The sequence below is a fragment of the Arthrobacter sp. TB 26 genome (assembly GCF_000427315.1).
Lineage (GTDB): Bacteria > Actinomycetota > Actinomycetes > Actinomycetales > Micrococcaceae > Arthrobacter.
On record NZ_AUPJ01000305.1, the window covers coordinates 1 to 2,876 of the forward strand.

3 protein-coding genes are annotated in these 2,876 nt (G+C 64.1%); 1 reads left to right on the forward strand and 2 read right to left on the reverse strand.

What is annotated here, in order from left to right; translation table 11 throughout:
• The coding region (locus K789_RS0110930) for a multicopper oxidase domain-containing protein (protein WP_029704875.1) at positions 1-293 on the forward strand (293 nt) is incomplete at its 5' end.
• 486 nt (positions 294-779) lie between these two features.
• Here K789_RS0110930 and K789_RS0110940 read toward each other — a convergent pair.
• A complete protein-coding gene (locus K789_RS0110940; RefSeq protein WP_024366794.1) occupies positions 780-2,012 on the reverse strand; it encodes a ZIP family metal transporter in 1,233 nt (410 codons plus the stop codon).
• Positions 2,009-2,876: multicopper oxidase domain-containing protein (locus K789_RS0110945; RefSeq protein ID WP_029704876.1), on the reverse strand; the 868-nt coding region annotated here is incomplete at its 5' end. The genes K789_RS0110940 and K789_RS0110945, both read right to left, overlap by 4 nt.

The window sequence follows — 2,876 nt, forward strand, 5'->3', positions numbered from 1 at the left end:
ACAAGGCCAGAACAGACACCACGGTAGCGGCCGGGAATGTGGAGGAATGGACGTTGATCAACACCAGTCCCATGGATCACCCGTTCCACCTGCATGTCTGGCCGATGCAAATCATCGAGGAAAACGGCCAAGGGACGAACACCCCCATCTGGCGGGACGTAGTCAACGTACCCGCGAACGGTCGGGTGAAGGTCAGGGTGGCTTTTAGGGACTTCCGGGGACGCTCGGTGTACCACTGCCACATCCTGGACCACGAAGACCTCGGCATGATGAGTGCCATCGAAGTTCAGTGAGACGTCTCATCGACGCACCCTGGCTTCTGGCCAACCCCATACTGCTCGAAAGTCGCACTGCGACCACAAAGAGCTGCTTTCTGCGCGCAATGGAGCAGCAGGCCTCCACCATGACGTCACGGTCTGAATATTCACGCCGGGAAACTTGCCGCAGCCCGACCCGTTGACCTTTTTAATAGCACTCCCCTACCTTGCGGCCCTGGCGCTGACGCGACTTGCGGGGGCCGGAGATCTCCGTTTTCGCGGAGTCGTCGTCGCTGCCTGCAGGGTCCGCTGTGTCCCGGCTCCTCTGGGCGGAGGGGATGGCGGGAGTGGTTTTTTCCGAAGTTGTTCAGGCCGATGACTTCGTCATCGAGAAAGGCTGATTGTTCCGGCGTAGCCGAAGCGGGCCAGCACCGGGGCGTAGGTGAGGGTTTCCATGGCTCCAAAGTACATGCGTCAATGTATTCAGGCAGTTGCGTAATTTCCGGCGTCCCCGGGGGTTTCCTATGCCTGGACGAGCAGCCCGGTCACGAACATCACGGCCAGTCCGAGGATGATGCCGAGAGTGGTGAGTGCCGTGAAGGTTTTTCCCTGCCGGTCCTTCAGCAAGGGAAGGAGTTTGATGGCCACCTGGGCTACTGCGCCGGCGCCGATGCCCAGCAGGAACGCGGAGAGGGCCGGCTGGTAGACGGTGGCGCCGATCAGTGCCCCTGCGACCGCGGGGGCCCCGGCGATGAGCCCCAGCAGTACGAGCCGGCCGATCCCTGGGGGTTCCTTGGCGAGCGGGGTCACGATGGCCAGGCCCTCGGTGGTGTTGTGGATGGCGAAGCCGACTATCAGTGAGGCCCCCAGCGCCAGGGAGCCTACTGCGTAGGCGGAGCCGATGGCGAGTCCTTCGCCGAGGTTGTGGAGGCCGATGCCGATGGCGATCAGCAGGGCCAGGCGCCGGGGCGGCAGAGCCTCGGGCCGGCCGGCAATGCCGGGCTTCTGGTGCCGGCGCATCCAGGCGTCCGTTCCTTCCAGCACCAGATAGGAGACCAGTGCCCCGAGGAAGACGACCATGGTTCCGCCGAAGGCGCTGTTGTTGGCCACGAGCTCGACGGCTTCGAGGGTCGCGTCGAGGGCCAGGAAGGCGAGCAGTCCGACGGTGATGCCGAGCAGGACCCGGATCCACGCTCCGGAGGAGCGGCGCACGAAGGGCATCCACAGCATTCCCAGGGCGACCGGGATCACGCCGACGTATACGCCCAGCAGTGTCATGAGTCCGAAAAACTGGCTGCCGCGTTCCGGGCTCGGGGCCGCCGCCGCGATCTCGGTAAGGATTTTGCCGCCGGTGGTGGTCACGAGCGCGATCTCGTAGGGGTCGCCGTCGACCCAGTTGTAGTCGACCGTGAGAGTGGTGGCCTCCAGCGGTGCCATGGTTTCGCGCGTCTGCGTGAACAGGGCGTAGTAGTCAGAGACGTTGACCTGGGCGATGGCCACCGGATCCGGGCCCTCATTGCGGACTGTGATGGAGATTTGGCCGGGCGTCAGCCGGATGTCCTCGACAGCGATCTCCTCCTTGGGCGGAATGCCCTCGGACAGTTTGGACAGTCCCGGTGCGTTCAGGAGCGAAAAGAGGCCCAGCACGACCGCGATCAGGACCAGCGGCCCGAGCCCGAGCAGCCAGCGGGGCAGCGGTGGCCGGCGGTGCACTTCGGCAGCCTGCGCCGGGTTTGTCTTCTCATCCAGGGTCATGATGCGCTCACTTCGAAGAAGCCCATCCAGCCCAGTTCGGCGAACTCGGTCTTGTGGGCGTGGAACATGTACTTGCCCGGGTACGGGAAGCGGAGTTCCAGGATGCCGCGCTGGCCCTGGACCTGGGAGATGGTGTCGGTGTACTCGCTGGGCGTCAGCATGGTCCCGGTGGGGTAGTAGTGGAAGAAGTTTCCGTGGATGTGGAACGAGTTGATCGGGTCGTATTCGAGAACATTGATCAGGTGGATGCGCACGAGTTCGTTTTGCTTGACCTTGACCGGGAAGTCCATGAAGTGGAAGGGCAGGCCGTTGACGGAGTAGAACTCATTGTCATCCCCGCCGTCGGTGTTGTAGCCGTTCATGACCATTACCATCTCATCGTCCGCCGGCGGGCGGCCTTCCTTGGGCTCGATGATGAAGCCTCCGTAGAGGCCTTTCGCGATGTGCGGGGCCAGCGGTGACTGGTGGCAGTGATAGAGGTGCGTGCCGAACGGTGTGGCGTCGAATTCGTAGGTGAAGCTCTGGCCCGGGGCGATGGAGCCCGCGCCGATCCCTGGTGTGCCGTCCATGGTGGCGCGGTGGATGCCGTGGAAGTGGATGGTGTGCGGGTGAGCTCCGGCGTTCGTGAAATGGATGCGCAGCTCATCGCCTTCCCGGGCCCACAGCGTGGGGCCGGGGATGCGGCCGTTGTAGCTCCATCCCTTGAAGATGATGCCGGGGGCGATTTCGAAGTCCTTGTCCACCGCCACGATGTCCCACTCGCGCAGTGTGCGGCCGTCCGGGAGAGTGCTGGTCCGGCCGCGGTCGAAGTCGCGCAGGATGGCGGTGGGGTCAATGCCTGCCCGCTCCGGCAGCACGGACCCG